This is a genomic window from Streptococcus fermentans (assembly GCF_040888305.1).
GTDB lineage: Bacteria > Bacillota > Bacilli > Lactobacillales > Streptococcaceae > Streptococcus > Streptococcus fermentans.
Window position 1 is genome coordinate 267,717 of sequence record NZ_JBFNFG010000001.1, and the last position, 19,343, is coordinate 287,059.

General features: G+C 40.7%; 14 protein-coding genes and 1 tRNA gene. 12 read left to right on the top strand and 3 right to left on the bottom strand.

Annotated features, from left to right (window positions below; translation table 11 throughout):
• Nucleotides 1-12: 12 nt before the first annotated feature.
• Together AB2B50_RS01300 and AB2B50_RS01305 are read right to left on the bottom strand one after the other, a co-directional pair.
• Nucleotides 13-1,572: an ATP-binding cassette domain-containing protein gene (locus AB2B50_RS01300; protein ID WP_320692214.1), complete on the bottom strand. Its 1,560-nt coding sequence runs from the start codon at nt 1,570-1,572 to the stop codon at nt 13-15.
• 242 nt (nt 1,573-1,814) lie between these two features.
• The gene (locus AB2B50_RS01305) at nt 1,815-2,144 is read right to left on the bottom strand and encodes a helicase BlpT (protein WP_320692213.1); all 330 of its coding nucleotides are present in this window, start codon (nt 2,142-2,144) and stop codon (nt 1,815-1,817) included.
• A 169-nt stretch (nt 2,145-2,313) separates the two neighbouring features.
• On the opposite strand from AB2B50_RS01305, the gene AB2B50_RS01310 reads away from it, so the two are divergent.
• The 7 genes from AB2B50_RS01310 (at nt 2,314) to AB2B50_RS01340 (ending at nt 11,635) form a co-directional block, all read left to right on the top strand.
• Entirely contained in the window at nt 2,314-2,856 is a 543-nt protein-coding gene (locus tag AB2B50_RS01310) for a YceD family protein (protein WP_320692212.1), read from the top strand.
• A complete protein-coding gene (gene nth, locus AB2B50_RS01315; RefSeq protein WP_320692211.1) occupies nt 2,857-3,486 on the top strand; it encodes an endonuclease III in 630 nt (209 codons plus the stop codon). It abuts the gene before it with no gap.
• A 208-nt stretch (nt 3,487-3,694) separates the two neighbouring features.
• The gene (gene pyrR / locus AB2B50_RS01320; RefSeq protein WP_320692210.1) at nt 3,695-4,216 is read left to right on the top strand and encodes a bifunctional pyr operon transcriptional regulator/uracil phosphoribosyltransferase PyrR; all 522 of its coding nucleotides are present in this window, start codon (nt 3,695-3,697) and stop codon (nt 4,214-4,216) included.
• A gap of 19 nt (nt 4,217-4,235) precedes the next feature.
• The gene (locus AB2B50_RS01325; protein ID WP_060955956.1) at nt 4,236-5,159 is read left to right on the top strand and encodes an aspartate carbamoyltransferase catalytic subunit; all 924 of its coding nucleotides are present in this window, start codon (nt 4,236-4,238) and stop codon (nt 5,157-5,159) included.
• 49 nt (nt 5,160-5,208) lie between these two features.
• Nucleotides 5,209-6,288, top strand: a complete 1,080-nt coding sequence (locus AB2B50_RS01330; protein WP_045763806.1) for a carbamoyl phosphate synthase small subunit — start codon at nt 5,209-5,211, stop codon at nt 6,286-6,288.
• A gap of 201 nt (nt 6,289-6,489) precedes the next feature.
• Nucleotides 6,490-9,666 carry a carbamoyl-phosphate synthase large subunit gene (gene carB / locus AB2B50_RS01335; protein WP_320692209.1) on the top strand — a complete coding sequence of 1,059 codons (3,177 nt, stop codon included), beginning with the start codon at nt 6,490-6,492 and terminating at the stop codon, nt 9,664-9,666.
• Between the two features lie 634 nt (nt 9,667-10,300).
• On the top strand, nt 10,301-11,635 hold the full coding sequence (locus AB2B50_RS01340; RefSeq protein ID WP_320692208.1) for an Nramp family divalent metal transporter: 1,335 nt from the start codon (nt 10,301-10,303) through the stop codon (nt 11,633-11,635).
• A gap of 128 nt (nt 11,636-11,763) precedes the next feature.
• On the opposite strand, the gene AB2B50_RS01345 is transcribed toward AB2B50_RS01340, so the two are convergent.
• Nucleotides 11,764-11,851 (bottom strand) — tRNA-Ser (locus AB2B50_RS01345).
• 160 nt (nt 11,852-12,011) lie between these two features.
• Here AB2B50_RS01345 and AB2B50_RS01350 point away from each other — a divergent pair.
• From AB2B50_RS01350 to AB2B50_RS01370, 5 genes are all read left to right on the top strand, one after another.
• Nucleotides 12,012-12,752, top strand: coding sequence for a DeoR/GlpR family DNA-binding transcription regulator (locus AB2B50_RS01350; RefSeq protein ID WP_320692207.1), 741 nt, complete (start codon nt 12,012-12,014; stop codon nt 12,750-12,752).
• On the top strand, nt 12,749-13,660 hold the full coding sequence (gene pfkB / locus AB2B50_RS01355; protein ID WP_320692206.1) for a 1-phosphofructokinase: 912 nt from the start codon (nt 12,749-12,751) through the stop codon (nt 13,658-13,660). The genes AB2B50_RS01350 and pfkB overlap by 4 nt, the downstream gene beginning before the upstream one ends.
• Nucleotides 13,657-15,612: a PTS fructose transporter subunit IIABC gene (locus tag AB2B50_RS01360; RefSeq protein WP_320692205.1), complete on the top strand. Its 1,956-nt coding sequence runs from the start codon at nt 13,657-13,659 to the stop codon at nt 15,610-15,612. Before pfkB ends, AB2B50_RS01360 begins: the two co-directional genes overlap by 4 nt.
• Before the next feature lie 173 nt (nt 15,613-15,785).
• On the top strand, nt 15,786-16,574 hold the full coding sequence (locus AB2B50_RS01365) for a HEAT repeat domain-containing protein (RefSeq protein WP_320692204.1): 789 nt from the start codon (nt 15,786-15,788) through the stop codon (nt 16,572-16,574).
• Between the two features lie 131 nt (nt 16,575-16,705).
• Complete coding sequence (locus AB2B50_RS01370; RefSeq protein ID WP_075228255.1) at nt 16,706-19,036, top strand: DNA translocase FtsK; 2,331 nt, start codon at nt 16,706-16,708, stop codon at nt 19,034-19,036.
• Nucleotides 19,037-19,343: the final 307 nt, after the last annotated feature.

Here is a 19,343-nt window from a genome sequence, read left to right on the forward strand (position 1 = left end):
TATTTTCTACAGTTATAAATCTTGTAAATCAATGACTTCTAACCCATTTTCGCTTAAACGATAGATACTTCTACAGACTTCTTTTAAGAAACGTCGATCATGTGAAACAGTGACCAGACCACCAGGATAATTGGCAAAGAGTTTTCTGATTTCAGGTTGTGAAGTTGGAGAAAAATTTCGTGTGGGTTCATCCAGAAAGAGAAAGTTTGGTTTCCGCAGAACTAAATTCAAAAGAAGGAGTTTGCCTTGTTGACCGCCGGATAGGGAGCGGATTTGGTGTTGCATTTCTGGATAACTGAAATTGAGACTAGCTAGAAAGGATTGGATTTTCTGTAATTCCTCTTTATGTCCAGTTTGGCTGAGAAATTCTACTGGAGATAGATCCAATTGCAATGTTTCTTGGTAATTTTGTGGCATAAATCCAAGTGAAATCTCACTTTTGCTACTTAGTAGTTGTTGCAACTTGGCTAACAGAGTAGATTTGCCAACTCCATTGGGACCGATGATGCCGATTTTATCTTGCCCCCAAACAGTTAGTTGGAGTTTTTGAGACAAAATTCGTTGGCCAATGGATAAAGTCTCCTTTTCCAGTCGAAGTAAGACTTTAGAAGCTGCTAATGGCTCTATATCTGAAAAGAAAAGTTGGATTTCTTCCTCTTCAAGTGGCTTTTGGGTCATGGACTGAGCTGCTTTTTCGTAGCGTTTTTCTTGAGAAAGAACATTTTTCATCTTTTTAGCCAGTAGTCGTCCGGCAGTACTGTCTTTGGTAGCTCGAAGTGCAGTTTCTACCTTTTGCTTGACTCGGCGATGCTTTTCTATGGCTTTATCATAGGATCGTTGGTCGTTGTCAGCTTGCTGGCTTTGTCTGACAAAACTAGCCTTCCTTTGGGCACTATAGCGATCATAGTCTAAGTGCTCGACTAGGGTTTCAGCTTCCTTTCGATGCTTGACTAGTCGCAAGTGGATAATGGTGTCTGCAGTTTGAGAGAGGAAGTCTTCATCATGAGAAATGAAAATAACGGTCTGCCTGATCTTCTGAATCTTACTTTTTAGCCAATCAACTGTCTCAAGGTCCAGGTCATTTGAAGGTTCATCTAAAAATAGAATCTCAAAGGGTTTGACTAATTCATGGATAAGCTGAATTTTCAAAGCTTCACCTCCCGAGAGGCTACCAATCTCTTGGTCACTAGCAAAACGACTGCTATCAAAGTGCAATTCCTCAGCTAAACGATAGAGAATACTGTAGTCCAAATCAGCAGACTCTAAAAAGAAGTAGTCCTGTAGAGATTTTTTCTTCAATTTTTCAGGGAGATGTTGGGGAATGTGAGCCAGAGACTGAAGGTCAGATTGAATGTCGCCCCTAATAGTGAAATCCTCTAATCTTTCTCCCATTAAAGTTTTAAGTAAGGTTGATTTTCCATTTCCTTCTTCGCCGATAATAGCGACCTTTTCTCCGTCTTGGATAGTAATATTTAAATCGGAAATAAGGTCTCGTAAATCTTTGTTTTGAGTGATAGTTAGATGGTTAATTTTTATCATATTAATGCCCTTTCTAGAATGTCTATATTGCATAACAAAAGCTCTACTTTACCTAGTAGAGCCAATCGTCTATGTCAAAAAATCCTCTCTTAAAAGGGCTGAAAAAGTAGCAGAAAAAAGAGCGCACAAAAAGAGACAGAAACAAGATCTACTAAATAAAGGTTCTTTATTTGATAGACTTAGTTGTTCATGTCTCCCTTACCTCCGAAAATTACTATGTTTATTTTATACCTTTTGGAACACTTTGTCAAAAGAAATGAGAAATTTAAATCTTTCTAGAAACCAAAAACAGGTCCATAGAGAGTCAAAACGTGTTTGACGTGATCGTAGTGGAATTTGTCATAGTTTCGCCAAGCTGTGCGAGCTTCTTCATTGAGTTTAAGGGTGCCAAGTCCAATCAAGAGACTGGTATGTTGGTAAAATTTCTCAAGTTCAACTAAGATAGAGTTATCTAGTTTCTCTGTCTTTTTAAGTTGTTTGAGTAGCTCGTCAATATTTTGCTGCAAGCGCAGATCATCAGGCAATCCTTGTTTGCAAGTTTGGTAAGCGTTATTTAACTCGGAAATGAGTTGATAAGCTTCTAAGATTAGTTCTTTGTCTTCCATATGAGCGTCCTCCTTTGCTCATGTATTGATGTCTATAGTATAGCACCAAAAACAAAAAATGTCATAGTAAATATATCAAAAAATAGTGAAAAATATTTAAAATGTTTAGATACCTTGTTTGAACTTTTTTCATGGTATAATCAAGATAGTAAATCTTTATGGAGGAAGTATGAAATTAAATATTCAAGAAATTCGTAAGCAGCCTGAAGGTTTGCACTTTGAGCAAACTTTAGACTTAGCAGCTGACTTGCGTGCCCGTAATCAAGAAATTATAGATGTAAAAGATATTGTTGCTATAGGGAAAGTTCAGTACGAAGACCTTATGTTTTTCCTAGATTATCAGTTGTCATATACAATCGTTTTAGCTTCTAGCCGCAGCATGGAACCTGTAGAATTGAAAGAGTCTTATCCAGTAACGGAAGTCTTTATGGAAGGTGCTACCAATCAACTGGACCAAGAAGTTTTAGATGATGACTTGGTTTTACCGATTGAAAATGGGGAAATCGACCTGGCTGAAAGTGTCTCAGATAATATCTTGCTAAATATTCCAATCAAGGTCTTAACAGCTGAGGAAGAAGCTGGCCAGGGCTTTGTTTCTGGAAATGACTGGCAAATCATGTCTGAGGAAGAGTATCAAGCCCAACAGGCAGTCAAGAAAGAAGAAAATAGTCCTTTTGCAGGTTTGCAAGGACTGTTTGACGGAGACAAATAGATGGTTTTATCCAAGAAACGTGCCCGTCATGTCATTGAGGAAATCATTGCTCTTTTTCCAGATGCAAAACCAAGTCTAGATTTTCACAATCATTTTGAACTTCTGGTTGCTGTTATGCTGTCTGCTCAGACGACAGATGCGGCAGTCAACAAGGCTACTCCTGGCCTTTTTGCAGCTTTTCCAACCCCACAAACCATGGCAGATGCAAGTGAGAGTGAGATTGCCTCGTATATTTCTCGTCTTGGGCTTTATCGAAATAAAGCTAAGTTCCTTAAGAGGTGTGCTCAGCAACTACTGGATGATTTTGACGGTCAAGTCCCTCAGACTAGGGAAGAATTAGAGAGTTTAGCGGGAGTTGGTCGTAAAACAGCTAACGTAGTTTTGAGCGTGGGATTCGGTATTCCGGCCTTTGCAGTTGATACTCACGTAGAGCGAATCTGTAAACACCACGATATTGTTAAAAAATCAGCTACACCCCTTGAGGTCGAAAAACGTGTTATGGATGTCTTGCCACCAGAAGAATGGCTAGCAGCTCATCAGGCTATGATTTACTTTGGTCGTGCTATTTGTCATCCGAAAAATCCAGAATGCGATCACTATCCACAGTTATACGATTTTAGTTCATTATAAAATTGATTTCTTGTGTTTTTTCTTGCATCGATTACTACTTTGTGATATAGTAGTAGCAATCAAATATTCCTTTAATCCTGTCCCGTGAGGCAGGCAAGGAGCTCGATTAAGTAGAAGGGTAAGTCTATACTGTTTACAGTAAGGCTCGCTTAGTTATACATTCTCAAGTCTCCTTGAAAAAGGAGACTTTTCTTTTTGGAGGTTTGTCATGAAGACAAAAGAAGTTGTAGACGAATTGACCGTCAAGCGAGCGATTACTCGGATTACCTACGAGATTATCGAGCGAAATAAAGATTTAAACAAGATTGTATTGGCTGGGATAAAAACACGAGGTGTCTTCATTGCTCACCGTATCCAAGAGCGTTTGGAACAATTAGAAAATATCTCTGTCCCCGTTGTAGAATTAGATACCAAACCTTTCCGCGACGATGTCAAAAGCGGTGAAGATACTTCTATAATCTCTGTTGATATGACAGAACGTGAGGTAATCTTGGTGGACGATGTGCTTTACACAGGTCGTACAATCCGAGCTGCTATCGATAACATTGTCGGACATGGTCGCCCAGCGCGCGTGAGTCTTGCGGTACTGGTTGACCGTGGACATAGAGAATTGCCAATTCGTCCAGACTATGTTGGGAAAAATATTCCAACTAGCCGTTCTGAAGAAATCATCGTTGAGATGACAGAACTTGATGGTCAAGATAGAGTTTTGATTACTGAAGAAGCTTAGATAGCCAAAGGAGTTAGCCATGTCAGAAAATCAACAAGCCATTCAACATGTAGTCTCAATGGAAGACCTTACTGTAGAACAAGTCATGAAATTGATTAAACGTGGGATCGAATTTAAAAATGGAGCAAAGGCTTCTTATGAAGACCAACACATCGTCTCTAATCTCTTCTTTGAGAGTTCGACTCGTACCCACAAATCTTTTGAAGTAGCAGAGATTAAACTGGGCCTTCAGCTACTGGACTTCGATGTGAAAACAAGTTCAGTCAACAAGGGTGAAACACTCTACGATACAATTTTGACCTTGTCAGCCTTGGGAGTAGATGCCTGTGTCATCCGACATCCAGAGGTAGATTACTACAGAGAGTTGATCGATAGTCCGACGATTACGACTTCGATTATCAATGGTGGCGATGGTTCGGGGCAACACCCAAGCCAGAGCTTGCTTGATTTAATGACGATTTATGAAGAATTTGGACACTTCGAAGGACTCAAGGTTGCCATTGCTGGTGACCTTGACCATTCGCGTGTGGCTAAATCCAATATGCAAATCTTAAAACGCTTAGGAGCAGAACTCTACTTTGCTGGGCCTGAGGAATGGAGAAGTCAAGAGTTTGCAGACTATGGACAGTTTGTAAGCATTGATGAAATCATTGACCAAGTTGATGTGATGATGTTTCTCCGTGTTCAGCATGAGCGTCATGAAAGTGGAACAGTCTTTTCAAAAGAAGGCTATCATGCCCAGCATGGTTTGACTCAAGAACGCTATGATCGCTTGAAAGATAAAGCTATTCTGATGCATCCTGCTCCTGTAAATCGCGATGTTGAAATTGCTGATCACTTGGTCGAAGCACCAAAATCACGTATTGTTCAACAAATGACCAATGGTGTCTTTGTCAGAATGGCAATTTTAGAATCTGTATTGACTTACAGAAACGCAAAATAAGACACAAAACGTTAAAAGATGCCTGTGAGCATCCACGAGAGGTGAATTTATGACTAAACGACTTCTAGTTTTAGAAGATGGAACAATTTTTGAAGGAAAAGCCTTTGGGGCTGATATTGATGTAACTGGTGAAATTGTCTTTAATACTGGGATGACTGGTTACCAAGAATCCATTACAGATCAGTCTTACAATGGACAAATCCTAACCTTTACCTATCCCTTGGTTGGGAATTATGGGATTAACCGTGATGACTACGAGTCTATCAGTCCAACCTGTAAAGGTGTAGTAGTATTTGAAGAAGCTCGTAGAGCCAGCAACTGGCGCAACCAGATGACACTGGATGAATTTTTGAAGTCTAAGAAAATCCCTGGTATTTCAGGTATTGATACACGTGCTTTGACAAAAATCATTCGCAAACATGGGACTATGAGAGCGACTCTGACACATGTGGGAGATAGTATCGATCACATCACAGATCAGCTTCAAGCAACTGTTCTACCAATTGACAATATCAAACAGGTTTCTACAAAAACTGCTTACCCAGCTCCAGGAGTAGGTTTGAGCGTGGTACTTGTAGACTTTGGTCTTAAGCATTCAATCTTAAGAGAGTTGTCTAAGAGAGATTGTAATGTAACGGTCGTTCCTTATACTACAACAGCAGAGGAAATCCTCCACCTAAATCCAGACGGAGTTATGTTGTCAAATGGACCGGGAAATCCAGAAGATGTACCAGAAGCACTCGATATGATTCGTGGTATCCTCGGAAAAATTCCAATCTTTGGTATTTGTATGGGGCACCAGCTCTTTGCGATGGCAAATGGTGCCAAGACCTATAAGATGAAGTTTGGTCACCGTGGATTTAACCACGCTGTACGCGAAATTGCGACAGGGCGCGTGGACTTCACGAGTCAAAACCATGGATATGCAGTGAGCCGTGAAGATTTTCCAGACCATTTGATGATTACTCATGAAGAAATCAATGACAAGTCAGTTGAAGGTGTACGTCACAGATACCAACCAGGTTTCTCTGTGCAATTCCACCCAGATGCTGCACCAGGTCCGCACGATGCAAGTTATCTATTTGACGAGTTCATCGAGATGATGGAAGCCTTCAAACAAACAAACTAAAGACGAGTGTGAAATCGTCGGAGAATTTATTTAATGTCGCCCTGTGAGGCGACGAATAGAAAGGAGAAGGGTGAGCCGTATTTGCTGAACTGAATACGGGCTACGGACGGTGCTAAAAAGATAGTTATTCCTAGAACTGACAGTTCTTCGTCATAACTCCTATTTCAGCTTTGTACGCTTGACGCCCTTAATATCTTATAAATGCCTAAACGTACTGATATTCAAAAAATTATGGTGATTGGTTCTGGTCCGATTATTATTGGTCAGGCTGCTGAGTTTGACTATGCTGGGACTCAGGCTTGCTTGTCTTTGAAAGAGGAAGGGTATGAGGTTGTCTTAGTAAACTCAAACCCTGCAACTATCATGACTGATAAGGAAATTGCAGACAAGGTTTATATCGAACCGATTACACTTGAGTTTGTGACTCGTATTCTCCGTAAAGAACGTCCAGATGCCTTGCTTCCAACACTTGGTGGGCAAACAGGGCTTAACATGGCCATGGAATTGTCTAAAAATGGCATTCTTGATGAATTGGGAGTAGAACTTCTCGGGACTAAATTGTCTGCCATCGACCAAGCTGAAGACCGCGATCTCTTTAAACAATTGATGGAAGAATTGAACCAACCTATTCCAGAATCTGAAATTGTTAACACAGTGGAAGAAGCCGTTGCCTTTGCAGCGACAATTGGCTACCCAGTGATCGTCCGTCCAGCCTTTACCCTAGGTGGTACTGGTGGTGGTATGTGTGCCAACGAGGAAGAACTGCGTGAAATCGCTGAAAATGGGTTGAAGCTGTCACCTGTTACTCAATGTTTGATTGAGCGTTCGATTGCTGGTTTTAAGGAAATCGAATACGAAGTCATGCGTGACTCGGCTGACAATGCCCTTGTTGTATGTAACATGGAAAACTTTGACCCAGTCGGGATTCATACAGGGGATTCCATCGTATTTGCCCCAGCACAAACTATGTCAGATTATGAAAATCAAATGCTTCGTGATGCAAGCTTGAGCATCATTCGTGCCCTCAAGATTGAAGGTGGATGTAATGTTCAGCTAGCACTTGATCCCCACAGCTTTAAGTATTATGTTATTGAAGTAAATCCTCGTGTATCGCGTTCGTCAGCTCTTGCCTCTAAAGCGACAGGTTATCCAATTGCTAAGTTGGCTGCCAAGATTGCAGTTGGCTTGACCTTGGATGAGGTGATCAACCCCGTTACAGGTTCAACCTATGCCATGTTTGAGCCAGCCCTTGACTACGTAGTTGCTAAGATTCCGCGTTTCCCATTTGACAAGTTTGAAAAGGGTGAACGCCGTCTTGGTACTCAGATGAAGGCAACTGGAGAAGTTATGGCCATTGGTCGTAACATCGAGGAGTCACTTCTGAAAGCTTGTCGCTCACTTGAAATTGGGGTTCACCACAATGAAATGCCTGAGCTTGCAGATGTTTCAGATGATGCTTTGATTGAAAAGGTTGTTAAGGCTCAAGATGACCGTCTCTTCTACGTATCAGAAGCCATTCGTCGTGGTTATACACCTGAGGAAATTGCTGAGCTTACAAAAATCGATATCTTCTATCTGGATAAACTTTTGCATATCTTTGAAATTGAGCAAGAATTGGGCTCACATCCACAAGATCTTGAAGTTTTGAAAACTGCAAAATTGAATGGTTTCTCAGATCGTAAAATCGCAGAACTTTGGGAAACGACAGCTGATCAAGTTCGCCAACTTCGTTTAGAAAACAAGATTGTCCCAGTTTACAAGATGGTTGATACCTGTGCGGCAGAATTTGAGTCAGAAACTCCTTACTTCTATTCAACCTATGGTTGGGAAAATGAATCGATCAAGTCTGAAAAGGAATCTGTACTGGTCCTAGGTTCTGGTCCAATCCGTATCGGTCAAGGAGTTGAGTTTGACTATGCGACTGTTCACTCTGTTAAGGCGATTCAAGCTGCTGGCTACGAAGCTATTATCATGAATTCGAACCCAGAGACAGTTTCAACCGACTTCTCTGTATCGGATAAACTTTACTTTGAACCATTAACATTCGAAGATGTCATGAATGTCATCGATTTGGAGAAACCAAAAGGTGTTATCGTTCAGTTTGGTGGTCAAACAGCTATCAACCTTGCTGAGCCATTAGCAAAAGCAGGTGTGACTATCCTTGGTACGCAGGTTGCTGACCTAGACCGTGCCGAAGACCGTGACCTCTTCGAACAAGCTCTCAAAGACTTGGATATTCCACAGCCACCTGGACAGACTGCTACAAACGAAGAAGAAGCAGTACTTGCAGCCCGCAAGATTGGTTTCCCAGTCCTTGTTCGTCCTTCTTATGTCTTGGGTGGACGTGCTATGGAAATTGTAGAAAACGAAGATGATCTTCGTTCTTACATGCGTACAGCTGTTAAGGCTAGTCCAGATCATCCAGTTCTTGTTGACTCCTATATCGTTGGGCAAGAGTGTGAAGTCGATGCCATCTCAGACGGACAAAATGTCCTCATCCCAGGTATCATGGAGCATATCGAACGTGCCGGCGTCCACTCAGGTGACTCCATGGCTGTTTACCCTCCACAAACCTTGTCTCAAAAGGTTCAAGAAACAATCGCAGACTACACAAAACGCCTAGCAATCGGCCTTAACTGTCTTGGTATGATGAACATTCAGTTTGTCATCAAGGATGAGAAAGTTTACGTTATTGAGGTGAATCCACGTGCCAGTCGTACCGTACCATTCCTATCAAAAGTAACCAATATCCCTATGGCTCAGGTAGCGACCAAGCTCATTCTTGGTCAAAGTCTTGAAGAACTTGGTTACAAAGATGGACTTTACCCAGAAAGCAGTCGTGTTCATATTAAAGCGCCAGTCTTCTCCTTTACCAAGCTAGCGAAAGTAGATAGCTTGCTCGGTCCTGAAATGAAGTCAACAGGGGAAGTTATGGGTTCTGATACGACTCTTGAAAAAGCCCTCTACAAGGCCTTTGAAGCTTCTTATCTTCACTTGCCAACCTTTGGAAATGTTGTCTTTACTATCGCTGATGATGCCAAGGAAGAAGCTTTGGATTTGGCTCGTCGTTTCCAAAATATTGGTTATGGTATCCTTGCGACTCAAGGAACAGCAGCTTTCTTTGAAAGTCATGGCTTGAAGGCTCAACTCGTTGGTAAGATTGGTGATGATGAACATGATATCCCAAGCTATGTTCGTAAAGGGAAAATCCAAGCTATCATCAACACAGTTGGTACTAAGCGAACTGCTGATGAAGATGGTGAACAAATCCGCCGTTCAGCTATTGAACATGGTGTACCACTCTTTACAGCCCTAGATACAGCGGATGCTATGCTTAAGGTACTTGAAAGCCGTAGCTTCGTTACAGAAGCCATTTAGTTTCTTGGTAAATGATCTAAGTAGCTTTTATCCAGCGTCAAAAGACGCTGGTTTTTCCTCTTTTATAGAGAAATCAAGTTAGAAATAATAGTTACAGTTCACTATTAAATGTCAAAGTTTATCAATAGATTTATCATTATCGTTAATGAGTAGACTTATTCTGACTTTCCCTAAAATTTTGTTGAATTTTCTTAAGTTTTTATCATATTTTTTATAATTAAGGTGCCTTAAGAAAAATAATGAAAAAACTAAATGTTTTTCATATAGTTTTCATTTTTTGTGTTATAATTAAGGTGCCTTAAGAAAAATATTAAGGTGCCTTAAGAAAAATAATGAAAAAACTAAATGTTTTTCATATAGTTTTCATTTTTTGTGTTATAATTAAGGTGCCTTAAGAAAAATATTAAGGTGCCTTAAGAAAAATAATGAAAAAACTAAATGTTTTTCATATAGTTTTCATTTTTTGTGTTATAATTAAGGTGCCTTAAGAAAAATATTAAGGTGCCTTAAGAAAAATAATGAAAAAACTAAATGTTTTTCATATAGTTTTCATTGTTTTAATAGTTTAAAGTCAATCTTATTTTTCTCTAATAGAAAATAATGAAAAAGTAGGTTTAGAAAGAGGTAAGTATCTATGTCTTCTCATAAAAAAGTGTCACTCTCTGAGATCAATCAATCTATCGATACTCCAAATAACAATCATTTCTGGCAAAATTTAAAGGCCTTCTTGGGTCCAGGTGCCCTTGTGGCTGTAGGGTATATGGATCCAGGGAACTGGATAACCAGTGTGGTTGGAGGTGCATCTTATAAGTACAGTCTCTTATTTGTCATCTTGATTTCATCACTCATTGCTATGCAGCTTCAGCAGATGGCAGGAAAGCTTGGAATTGTAACTCAGATGGACCTGGCTCAAGCAACAGCTCATCATTCACCCAAATGGCTTCGTTATAGTCTATGGGTGATTTTGGAGCTGGCCTTGATGGCGACGGACTTGGCAGAAGTTCTAGGTTCAGCCATTGCCCTCAATCTTCTCTTTAAAATTCCGATTATGATAGCCATCCTCTTGACGGTTTTGGATGTTTTTCTCTTGCTGCTCTTGATGAAGTTTGGCTTTAAGAAGATAGAAGCTATCGTGACCACGCTAATTTTAACGATCTTAGCAATCTTTACCTATCTGGTAGCTTTGTCACATCCAAGCTTCCAAGGAATCGTTGAAGGTTATTTGCCAAATGCAACCTTGTTTGAGAGTCCTCTGCCTGGACATGAAAGTCAATTAACCTTGGCGTTGGGTATCGTGGGTGCGACTGTTATGCCCCATAACCTCTATTTGCATTCTTCCTTGTCTCAGACTCGGAAAGTCAATCACAAGGACAAGAATGATGTTCGAAAAGCCGTGCGCTTTATGACCTGGGATTCTAATCTCCAGTTATCCTTGGCCTTTGTGGTTAACTCCCTTCTTTTGATCTTAGGGGCGGCTCTCTTTTTCGGACATGCATCTGAGATTTCTGCCTTCTCTCAAATGTATAATGCCTTGCAGGATTCAACCATTGCGGGAGCTATAGCTAGCTCAACCTTATCAACCTTGTTTGCCTTGGCTCTATTAGCCAGTGGTCAGAATTCGACTATCACAGGTACCTTGACAGGACAAATCGTTATGGAAGGTTTCTTACATATGCGATTGCCTCAGTGGTTCATTCGTTTGGCGACTCGTCTCTTTGCCTTACTGCCTGTTATGATAGTAGCGGTTCTGTTTGGTCATCAAGAAAAAACCTTGGATCAGTTATTGGTTTATTCACAGGTCTTTCTTTCAATCGCTCTTCCATTTTCAATCTTTCCTTTGATTTATCTAACTTCTAAGAAATCACTGATGGGAGAATTTACCAATGCCAAGTGGAATACTATCCTTGGTTATATCGTTTCCATTATCTTAACTGTTCTCAATGTGAAATTGCTATTTGATATTTTTTAAGACCTTTTAACATGAAGTAGAAAAAATCACCCTAGAGTTAACTCTTGGGTGATTTTTTGCAATTCAAATCTTTGATAGACGAAAAATATTATAAAAAGCTGCATGAAGATGCAGCTACACTATAGCAACGGAAGACATGGGATTCGAACCCACGCACGCTTTCACACGCCTACCGCGTTTCCAACACGGCCTCTTAAGCCTCTTGAGTAATCTTCCAATACTTACTAAAATAGTTTATCATAAAGGGAATTATCTTGCAAATAAAATTCAAACAATTGGCAAAATGATAGAAAGTGAAAGAAAGTGACAAAAAGTGCTTGACTTTGATTTTTTTGTGGTAGAATGATTATTGTAATCGTTAACAGGAGGTGAGTAAGTGCTAAAAACCGAGAGAAAAAAATTGATTTTAGAGGAGCTGGGCAAACATAAAGTCGTTTCTCTAGAGAAATTAGTAGGTTTGTTAGACACGTCAGAATCAACGGTTAGACGAGATTTAGATGAATTGGAATCGGAAAATAAACTTCGCCGAGTGCATGGAGGAGCAGAGTTGCCTCACTCTTTGCAAGAAGAAGAAACCATTCAAGAGAAATCTGTCAAAAACCTTCAAGAGAAAAAATTGATTGCGCAAAAGGCAGCTTCCCTCATCAAAGAAAAAGATGTTATCTTTGTGGATGCAGGAAGTACAACAGCCTTTCTCATTAAGGAATTGGAGCGAAAAGACATTACTGTTGTGACTAACTCCATTCACCATGCGGTTCAATTAGTGGATAAGCAAATCCCGACAGTTATTATCGGCGGTGGGGTTAAAATGACGACTGATGCCAGCATCGGTGGTGTCGCGCTTAATCAGATTAACCAGCTTCACTTTGACCGTGCCTTTATCGGAATGAATGGTGTAGATGAAGGTTACTTTACAACTCCAGATATGGAGGAGGGCGCCGTCAAGCGTGCTATCTTAGAAAATGCTAAACAGACATATGTTCTAGCAGATTCATCCAAGATTGGTCAGTCTTGCTTCGCTAAGGTAGCCCCTATAAAACGAGCTATTGTGATTACAAGCAAGGGTCACGAACTCTTGCCAGCTATCAAAGAAAAAACGGAGGTTATCGAAGTATGATTTATACAGTCACACTAAATCCATCTATTGACTACATTGTCCGTCTGGATAAAGTGGAAGTTGGTAGTGTTAATCGTATGGACAGTGATGATAAGTTTGCTGGTGGTAAGGGAATCAATGTTAGCCGTGTCTTGAAACGCTTGGATATTTCAAATACTGCGACAGGCTTCATCGGTGGCTTTACAGGTAAATTTATCACAGATACTTTAGCTGAAGAGAAAATTGAAACACGATTTGTCCAAGTGGCAGAAGATACGCGGATCAACGTCAAGATCAAAGCAGACCAAGAAACCGAAATCAACGGAACTGGTCCTACTGTTGAGCCAGAACAGCTTGAAGAATTAAAAGCCATTCTTTCAAATCTGACAGCAGAAGATACAGTTGTATTTGCTGGTTCAAGTGCAAAAAACCTAGGCAATGTTATCTATAAGGATTTGATTGCCTTGACTCGTCAAACGGGTGCTCAAGTGGTCTGTGACTTTGAAGGTCAGACCTTAATCGATAGTTTGGATTATCAACCTCTTCTAGTTAAACCGAACAATCATGAACTTGGAGCTATCTTTGGAGTGAAACTCGAAAGCTTAGATGAGATTGAAAAATACGCTCGAGAATTGTTGGCTAAAGGTGCTCAAAACGTTATTATTTCTATGGCTGGAGATGGAGCCCTTCTGGTAACATCAGAAGGAACCTACTTTGCAAAACCGATTAAGGGAACCGTGAAAAACTCAGTTGGTGCTGGTGACTCGATGGTTGCTGGATTTACAGGTGAGTTTGTCAAATCAAAAGACGCAGTAGAAGCCTTCAAATGGGGAGTGGCTTGTGGAACAGCAACTACCTTCTCTGATGACTTGGCAACTGCAGCATTTATTAAAGAGACTTATGAAAAAGTTGAGGTAGAAAAAAGATGAAAATTCAGGATTTACTGAGAAAAGATGTGATGTTGCTTGATTTACAAGCAACTGAAAAAACAGCAGCTATCGAAGAAATGATTCATAGCTTGGTAGAGCACGGATATGTGACAGATTTCGAAACCTTCAAAGAAGGAATCTTGGCGCGTGAAGCTTTGACTTCTACAGGTTTGGGTGATGGTATCGCAATGCCTCATAGCAAGAACGCTGCAGTTAAAGAAGCAACTGTTCTCTTTGCTAAGTCAAATAAGGGTGTTGACTACGAAAGTTTAGACGGACAACCAACTGATCTCTTCTTTATGATTGCCGCTCCAGAAGGTGCCAATGATACTCACCTGGCTGCCTTGGCAGAATTATCTCAATACTTAATGAAAGACGGCTTTGCTGACAAACTTCGTCAAGCGACATCAGCTGATCAAGTCATCGAACTCTTTGATCAAGCTTCAGAAAAAGCTGAGGAACCAGCTCAAGCTCCTGCAAATGACTCTGATGATTTCATCGTAGCAGTTACAGCTTGTACAACAGGTATCGCCCACACTTACATGGCTCAAGAAGCTCTTCAAAAAGTGGCTGCTGAAATGGGTGTTGGTATCAAGGTTGAAACAAATGGTGCCAGCGGTGTAGGTAACCAATTGACAGCAGAAGATATCCGCAAGGCTAAAGCTGTCATTATCGCTGCAGATAAGGCTGTTGAGATGGATCGTTTTGATGGTAAACCATTGGTAAATCGTCCAGTTGCAGATGGTATTCGTAAGACAGAAGAGTTGATTAACTTGGCTCTTTCTGGAAATGCTGAAGTTTATCATGCTGCTAACGGAGCACAATCTTCAACAGCGTCAAATGAAAAACAAAGTGTCGGTGGTGCTTTCTACAAACACTTGATGAGTGGTGTATCTCAAATGTTGCCATTCGTTATCGGTGGTGGTATCATGATTGCCCTAGCCTTCTTGATTGATGGTGCTATGGGTGTGCCAAATGATAGCCTCGGAAATCTTGGATCTTACCATGAACTCGCTTCTATGTTTATGAAAATCGGTGGTGCAGCCTTTGGTTTGATGTTGCCAGTATTTGCAGGATATGTTGCTTACTCAATCGCTGAAAAACCAGGTTTGGTAGCAGGTTTCGTAGCTGGGGCTATCGCTAAAGAAGGTTTTGCCTTTGGTAAAATCCCTTATGCTCAAGGTGGTGAAGCAACTTCAGCCCTTGCAGGTGTATCATCAGGTTTCCTTGGAGCCCTTGTTGGTGGATTTATCGCTGGTGCCTTGGTACTCTTGGTTAAGAAATACGTGAAGGTTCCACGTTCGCTTGAAGGTGCTAAATCAATCCTTCTCTTGCCACTTCTTGGAACAGTCTTGACAGGATTTGTCATGCTTGCTGTTAACATCCCAATGGCAGCAATCAACACTGCTATGAACGACTTCCTTGGCGGTCTTGGAGGTGGATCAGCTGTCCTCCTTGGTATCGTTCTTGGAGGTATGATGGCTGTCGATATGGGTGGACCTGTCAATAAAGCAGCTTATGTCTTTGGTACTGGTACTCTTGCAGCAACAGTGTCAACAGGTGGTTCAGTAGCCATGGCAGCGGTTATGGCTGGAGGAATGGTTCCACCACTTGCAATCTTTGTCGCAACTCTTCTCTTTAAAGATAAATTCACAAAAGAAGAACGCAACTCAGGTTTGACTAACATCGTTATGGGCTTGTCATTCATCACTGAAGGAGCGATTCCATTTGGTGCGGCTGATCCAGCTCGTGCTATCCCAAGCTTTATCCTTGGTTCAGCAGTGGCAGGTGGACTTGTTGGTCTTGCAGGTATCAAACTCATGGCACCTCATGGAGGAATCTTCGTTATCGCCCTTACAACAAATGCCCTTCTTTACCTTGTCTTTGTCTTGATTGGAGCACTTGTTAGTGGTGTAGTTTATGGTTACCTTCGTAAACCATTAGAAAAATAATCACAAATAGATTCAAATGACTGAACACGAAAGTGGGCAGTCATTTTTTTGATAATGAGGTTAGGGAGACCGATCTTTAAAGTGATATAATAGAAGTAAATATTAGAGAATTTTTCTTCATCCAAATGATAGAATGCTAAAGTTCTACAAATACCTTAGAGGAGAAAAGTGTCATGAGTGATTCTAGAAAAGAAGAAATCGACAAATTAGTGAAAGAAAATATCTCTCACCAAAATCTTGCAAAAGAAGAGTTACAAGAGACCTATGCCAGCTTGCTGGAGGAGAATTTTCCTGATTCTAAACGAATTCATTTTATAGCTGATTTAGGCAGGAGTCCAGAAATTGCCTTTCATTTTGAGCTCATTTGCAACGATTGGGAGGAAGAAACTGACCTAAATTTTGAAGCGAGTTTTGACCAGCATGGGCAGGAGGGAATCGATTATCTTTTGGAAATTCTCGATCAAAAGGAAGCAGAGAGACAACGTGTTTTGATTGTATATCTTCTAGCGAAAATCCTCTCCAAAGTAAGACATAGAGATTTTTATGCATCTTCCTGCAAGCAAGTACTTCCTGTTCTAATCTCTCTTTTACCTAGTTCAGAAGCTTCGAATCGTAGAAAGTTAATCATTGCCCTAGGTTGGATTGGTTCAATAAGTGAGATAGAAATCTTAGGGCAACATCTCTTGACTGACCAAGATCCACTTTGTCGTGCCTGGTCTGCCAGTAGTTTGATGCAATTATCTTTTCATCAAGTTGAAAAAGAAGTCTTGATGGAGAAAACGAAGGATTTGTTTGGTGAAGCCATTGCAGAAGAAAAGGACTTTCGGGCTTGTGCTCTGATGATAGAAGCAGCTCAAGTTTTATTTGGGAAAAAATGGATTCCTACATCTGCTGTGGAGAAGTTGGAAATCGAAAAGATTGAGAAGGCAAGAAAATCAGCAATTAGATTTTTGAAGAAGTAGTGAGACAAGGTTGTTGAAAAATCATATAGAATAGAAAATTCAGAATTATCAACGAAAGATGATTGTGTCTAGTAGATGCAGTCATTTTTTTGATTGTTCTAGATGTTTCTGAAATATGGTATAATAGAAGCATGGCAAACAAAAATACAAGTAAAACAAGACGGAGACCGTCAAAAGCTGAATTAGAAAGAAAGCAAGCTATCCAACGGATGTTAATTTCCTTAGTCATAGCTTTTTGCTTAATGTTCGCTGCTCTGAGATTAGGAGCAGTGGGTCTCACCCTCTATAATCTCATTCGTCTATTAGTAGGAAGTCTGGCCTATCTGGTCATTTTTGTCGTCCTAGTCTATCTTTTTCTCTTCAAATGGATTCGGAAGCAAGAAGGTCTGATCTCAGGTTTTCTTTGCATTTTTTCAGGCTTATTGCTGATTTTTGAAGCTTATCTTGTATGGAAATATGGCTTAGAGCAGTCTGTCTTTAAGGGAACTTTAGCCCAAGTTTTGACAGATTTGACAGGCTTTCGTGTGACTAGCTTTGCTGGAGGAGGGCTGCTAGGTGTTGCTCTCTACATTCCAGTAGCTTTTCTCTTTTCAAATATTGGTACTTACTTTATCGGAGCCATCTTAATCTTGATTGGTGCTCTTCTAGTCAGTCCCTGGTCTGTCTATGACGTTGCTGATTTTCTTGGAGCACGTTTTTCGCTTTGGATGGAGCGACGCGAGCTGAAGAAACAAGAACGCTTCATCAAACGGGAAGAGGAAAAAGCGCGTAAGGAAGCAGAGGAGCAGGAAAAACTAGAAAAAGAACAAGCAGAGCAAACCTTGTTGGACATACCTCCTGTTGATATGGAAACTGGCGAGATTTTAGAAGCTCCCCCTGTTCACTTTGATGATTTACCACCCCTTCCAGAGGAAGAATGGATAGAACCTGAAATTATTCTCCCGCAAGCAGACTATGAAGTTCCTAGCGAAGTTGATATTCCAGAGGAAGCTGAGTTCTTAGATGATGAGGATGTTGAGGTAGATTTTTCTGCTAAAAAAGCCTTGGAATACAAACTTCCAAGCTTGCAACTCTTTGCACCCGATAAACCAAAAGATCAGTCAAAAGAAAAGAAAATCGTTCGAGAAAATATCAAAATTTTGGAAGAAACCTTTGCGAGTTTCGGTATCAAGGTAACGGTTGAACGTGCTGAAATCGGTCCATCAGTTACCAAGTACGAAGTAAAGCCAGCTGTTGGTGTGCGGGTCAATCGCATTTCCAATCTAGCAGATGACTTGGCTCTGGCCTTGGCTGCGAAAGATGTCCGTATCGAAGCTCCAATTCCAGGGAAATCCTTGGTCGGGATTGAAGTGCCTAACTCTGAAATTGCGACCGTATCTTTCCGAGAACTCTGGGAACAATCGCAAACTAAACCTGAAAATCTGCTAGAAATTCCCCTTGGCAAAGCCGTCAATGGTACAGCTCGCAGTTTCGACCTGGCTAAAATGCCTCACTTACTTGTGGCTGGTTCGACAGGTTCTGGTAAATCTGTTGCAGTCAATGGTATCATTGCAAGTATTCTCATGAAGGCACGTCCAGACCAAGTCAAGTTTATGATGGTGGATCCGAAGATGGTTGAGTTGTCAGTCTATAATGATATTCCTCACCTCTTGATTCCGGTCGTGACTAACCCTCGTAAGGCCAGCAAGGCCCTTCAAAAAGTCGTAGATGAGATGGAAAACCGTTATGAACTCTTTGCCAAAATTGGGGTTCGTAATATTGCTGGTTTCAATGCTAAAGTTGAGGAATTCAATGCCCAGTCTGAATACAAGCAAGTACCTCTACCTTTAATTGTCGTGATTGTTGATGAGTTAGCTGACCTCATGATGGTGGCTAGCAAGGAAGTAGAAGATGCCATTATCCGTCTAGGACAGAAGGCGCGTGCAGCTGGTATTCATATGATCCTCGCGACCCAGCGTCCGTCGGTGGATGTTATTTCTGGTTTGATTAAGGCCAATGTACCGTCTCGTGTAGCCTTTGCTGTATCTTCTGGAACGGATTCACGTACGATTTTGGATGAAAATGGCGCGGAGAAATTGCTTGGTCGAGGGGATATGCTCTTCAAACCAATCGATGAAAATCACCCTGTACGCTTGCAAGGCTCCTTTATCTCGGATGATGATGTGGAACGTATTGTTAGCTTTATCAAGGCTCAAGCAGATGCCGATTATGATGAAAGCTTTGATCCCGGAGAGGTTTCTGAGACAGAAGGTGAGTCTGGCACAGGAGATGAAGGTGGAGATCCGCTATTTGAAGAAGCTAAGGCTCTGGTCATTGAAACTCAAAAAGCGAGCGCATCCATGATTCAACGTAGATTATCAGTTGGTTTTAACCGAGCAACTCGCTTGATGGAAGAATTAGAGATGGCTGGGGTTATTGGTCCAGCAGAAGGAACGAAGCCACGAAAGGTTTTACAACAATAAAAAACGTAAAAATAGTATAAAAATGCATGGAAACTTTATTGAAAAGTTAGTCAAAAATGGTCTAACTTTTACGATGAAGTTTCCTTTTTTATAGCGATTTCTTTAGAAATAAGGCCATCTGAAAATCGTTTCAGACTTGCCTAATAATCGGATTTTACTTTTACTAGTTTTACCTATTAAACTATTGATTTTTTAAACTGTTTTTGATATATTAAATTGGTATAGAAAAAATTATATGTTTATCCAGTAGTGTTTAAAAATTGAGGAGGATATTTTTTAAAAATAAAATGCAAACGCTTACCTGGTA

Excerpts from the sequence above, each read along its gene's own strand:
- AB2B50_RS01370 (WP_075228255.1), top strand. The coding sequence starts at position 16,706 with ATGGCAAACAAAAATACAAGTAAAACAAGACGGAGACCGTCAAAAGCT.
- AB2B50_RS01330 (WP_045763806.1), top strand. The coding sequence starts at position 5,209 with ATGACTAAACGACTTCTAGTTTTAGAAGATGGAACAATTTTTGAAGGA.
- pfkB (WP_320692206.1), top strand. The coding sequence starts at position 12,749 with ATGATTTATACAGTCACACTAAATCCATCTATTGACTACATTGTCCGT.
- AB2B50_RS01300 (WP_320692214.1), bottom strand. The coding sequence starts at position 1,572 with ATGCAATATAGACATTCTAGAAAGGGCATTAATATGATAAAAATTAAC.
- AB2B50_RS01360 (WP_320692205.1), top strand. The coding sequence starts at position 13,657 with ATGAAAATTCAGGATTTACTGAGAAAAGATGTGATGTTGCTTGATTTA.
- AB2B50_RS01325 (WP_060955956.1), top strand. The coding sequence starts at position 4,236 with ATGTCAGAAAATCAACAAGCCATTCAACATGTAGTCTCAATGGAAGAC.
- AB2B50_RS01305 (WP_320692213.1), bottom strand. The coding sequence starts at position 2,144 with ATGGAAGACAAAGAACTAATCTTAGAAGCTTATCAACTCATTTCCGAG.
- carB (WP_320692209.1), top strand. The coding sequence starts at position 6,490 with ATGCCTAAACGTACTGATATTCAAAAAATTATGGTGATTGGTTCTGGT.
- nth (WP_320692211.1), top strand. The coding sequence starts at position 2,857 with ATGGTTTTATCCAAGAAACGTGCCCGTCATGTCATTGAGGAAATCATT.
- AB2B50_RS01365 (WP_320692204.1), top strand. The coding sequence starts at position 15,786 with ATGAGTGATTCTAGAAAAGAAGAAATCGACAAATTAGTGAAAGAAAAT.
- pyrR (WP_320692210.1), top strand. The coding sequence starts at position 3,695 with ATGAAGACAAAAGAAGTTGTAGACGAATTGACCGTCAAGCGAGCGATT.
- AB2B50_RS01340 (WP_320692208.1), top strand. The coding sequence starts at position 10,301 with ATGTCTTCTCATAAAAAAGTGTCACTCTCTGAGATCAATCAATCTATC.
- AB2B50_RS01310 (WP_320692212.1), top strand. The coding sequence starts at position 2,314 with ATGAAATTAAATATTCAAGAAATTCGTAAGCAGCCTGAAGGTTTGCAC.